Origin of the sequence: Microcoleus sp. C2D2, assembly GCF_036702495.1 — a bacterium.
Taxonomy (GTDB): domain Bacteria; phylum Cyanobacteriota; class Cyanobacteriia; order Cyanobacteriales; family Microcoleaceae; genus Microcoleus.
On the sequence record NZ_JAUBTO010000327.1, the window covers coordinates 1 to 3,005 of the forward strand.

The following is a 3,005-nucleotide window of genomic DNA, read 5'->3' on the forward strand; positions in this document are numbered from 1 at the left end:
TATCCGGATAGCACCCAGAATCTTGTGAATATTGGCCTTTGAACTACAAGGAAGCTGTCAGTCCTAGCATGATGTGTCGCGAACTACAAAAACCTAATTTGACGCGAAAAAAAAAGACCATATGCAGTAGTCAGTCTGGCCCTGAGAGAGTGCAAATTCCTCGGTGTAAATATTGGGAAAAGGTGAAAAAAGTTGACCGTAACAACCTAGTTTTTTAGGATAAAATTGGCGTTTTATTGGGGGTTAAAACTCAGCCGCGCACGTTGAAAATGTGGTAGTAGAGTCGAGGATTTAAAACCCTTTGATCGGGTTGCAAAATTTACAGTTGTCGGAGCAATCAGCAGAAAACAAGTAGTAGGAATAATGACGATAAATGGGTCAAGGGATGGTCAGGCTTTTGAAGTATTTATTCAAAACTTTTTAGTATCAAAATTAGGGGATGGTGCAGTCGTTGTTATGGATAATCTACGAGCTCATAAGTTGGCGGTGATTGAACCATTGATGCCAGCGGCTGGTGCCACTGTCCTGAATTGATCACCCTATTCTCCGGATTTTAATCCGAGAGAATTATGGTGGTCACAAGTGAAAGCTTTTTTACGTCAGTTCTGACTAACAACTACCAAGATAGTTGATGTTTTACTTGGCGTAGGGGCTTGAAGGAGTCAATACCAAGCACTTCAAAAACAGGTTTACAAGCTGCTGCTACTGTAATTCATAAACCTGGAATATGCTGTACGTACAGATTAGATGCAGTAGTAAGTACAGAGAAGCTCTTTTTTATTGCCATTCGTATGTGTGTTGCACACGAGAAAAGATAGATGTTAGACGTTCAAAATCGTACTTTTGGGGAGAGTTTGCTGGGGAGAAATCAGAGGGTACTCCTCTGAACATGGCATTAAGCTGTAGCGGAAAATCCTTTGACATCATTTTTTTCATCGCGTAGATTCGCTTTCCTCGATAAAGCTTCATAAACTCTTGAAAAATTGGAAAAAATTCGAGAAACGGCATTGGTTTAACATCCGGTTTAACTGCACAGAGTGAGGCAACAATTCTGCTCCAAGGCAGGGGGACAGGATGGTGGAGGTTCAGCTTATGCTGCATAAAATTATGCTGAAGGGCTGTCTCTACGATTTTTCTGGCAACGCTGGTAATCGGCGTGTAGTCAACATCAGCGTCAATTTCTGGTACAAGCTTTAGCTCCATGCAAATTTGTAAGAAGCTCTCAAAAGAATTTGTGGGATTGAAGCGATCGTAATCCAAAAATAAATATCCAATCTGATAAATTGTCCCAGGTAAGCCCCGATCCAGCATGAAGTGAACCATTTTTTCACTCACATATTTGCTTTGCGAGTATCCATTGAACATACCCAAGTCTTTATCGCCAGGTTCGTAGTATTTAAGTACCCTAATACCACAAGTTGAAACATGATGAAAAGCTTTTATCCGTTGACGAACTGCAAATCGCAGCAGCTCGCCAGTACCAAATACGTTAGTTTTATAACTAACTTCATAAGAAACTACAAAACTTGTATTTGCAGCGCAGTGAATGATGGTGTCAATTACATCAGCTAAATGACTGTAGTCGGACATAGTAAGGCCGAATTGTTCCTGATGGAGATCGCCTATTACAGGATGGAGCCGAGTCCACTCTTGCTCTGTGCAGGCGAGGTTGTAGTAAGCAAAATTGGCTGCGATCCGTTCCTTAGCCTGTTGGGGCTTTTCTGCACGTACAAGACAGTAAATCTCGGCATTGGTATGCGTTAGTAGTTCTCGAACTATATGAATACCGAGCGCTCCCGTCACTCCACTAACGAGAACGTAGTTCAGTTTCAGGGGGTCGGGGTTTGGAAGTACCTGGTTAATATCCACCTGCTCCAATGTACTGAGTTCCTTGTGCACTTCCTCTTGCATCAGCTGAGTCATGGCTTTCCTAAAAAAATTCGGTAAGTGGGAAACGACGCGGGCGGTCTCAACCGCCGTGCATCTTTTCATTATATGGGTTATGTAATATTGAAAACTTTTTAAAATGCCCCATTCGTTTAAGGATGGGGCCACGGAGTCTAAGCTACGAACTTCGACATCTTAAGCTGGGTCAAAGCTGTCGCTTGAGTTTCTGGCTCTTTGACTCGCGCCGGAATTGTTTCGCCCGCTCTGGGATTTAACTGCCTCGCCAGAAGTGTGGCGTGATACTGAAAATGCCCGCTTACGACTCTGTATCCACTGTTGTCTCGCCCCACCACGCCTGGGAATCGCAAAACCGCCGAGCGCCAAACTTAACTCACCAGCGATTTCGAGTTCGTTGCGATCGAAGTTCGAGGCGGGAATATCGGAGCTAATGCGTTTGAGGGCAACCAAGCACAGCATCAGTTTTTGGATGCTGCGATCGGTTCATCACTGTTCTTACTGGAAATCTGAACAGTCGAAACTTTCTTGACTGGTATTGGTTGCAGCCGCCCGCGTCCGTTATCCCCACGATTCGGCGGTTCATCGTTAGTCCCGATCGCGCTTGGTGCGGTTGGTGCAGTTTTAGTGGCTGCGGGTGCGATTGGTTCTGGGGCGATCGGAGTTTCTTCGGTTGTGTCGGTTTGGGCGATCGGCATTTCGACTTCGGCGACAGGTTTAGCAACTTTTTAGGTTATGGTCATTAATCCTATTAGTTGTTTTCTGCTGATTGCTCCGACAACTGTAACTTTTGCACCCCGATCAAAGGGTTTTTAATCCTCGACTCTACTACCACATTTTCCACGTGTACGGGTGAGTTTTAACCCCAATCAAACGCCCATTTTATCCCAAAAAACTAGGTTGTTACGGTCAACTTTTTTCACCTTTTCCCAATATTTACACCGAGGAATTTGCACTCTTTCAGGGGCAGACTGACTACTGCGTCTGGTCTTTTTTTTTTCGTCAAATTAGGTTTTTGTAGTTCGCGACACCTGATGCTAGGACTGACAGCTTCCTTGTAGTTCAAAGGCCTATATTCACAAAATTCAGGGTGCTATCCGGAT

At 44.3% G+C, this 3,005-nt stretch carries 3 protein-coding genes and 1 pseudogene; 1 reads left to right on the forward strand and 3 read right to left on the reverse strand.

What is annotated here, in order from left to right:
- Positions 1-285: 285 nt before the first annotated feature.
- Positions 286-534 (forward strand): annotated as a pseudogene (locus tag QUB61_RS40345) (transposase); the annotation flags it as partial.
- A gap of 243 nt (positions 535-777) precedes the next feature.
- Here the strand turns inward: QUB61_RS40345 and QUB61_RS38715 are convergent.
- The 3 genes from QUB61_RS38715 to QUB61_RS38725 all read right to left on the reverse strand — a co-directional run bounded on the left by QUB61_RS38715 (position 778) and on the right by QUB61_RS38725 (position 2,600).
- Positions 778-1,923, reverse strand: a complete 1,146-nt coding sequence (locus QUB61_RS38715; RefSeq protein WP_333136699.1) for an SDR family oxidoreductase — start codon at positions 1,921-1,923, stop codon at positions 778-780.
- Positions 1,924-2,082: 159 nt separating this feature from the next.
- Positions 2,083-2,364 (reverse strand): hypothetical protein, encoded by a 282-nt coding sequence (locus tag QUB61_RS38720; protein ID WP_333136697.1) that lies wholly within the window; start codon positions 2,362-2,364, stop codon positions 2,083-2,085.
- Entirely contained in the window at positions 2,364-2,600 is a 237-nt protein-coding gene (locus tag QUB61_RS38725; RefSeq protein WP_333136695.1) for a hypothetical protein, read from the reverse strand. The genes QUB61_RS38720 and QUB61_RS38725 overlap by 1 nt, the downstream gene beginning before the upstream one ends.
- Between the last annotated feature and the right edge of the window lie 405 nt (positions 2,601-3,005).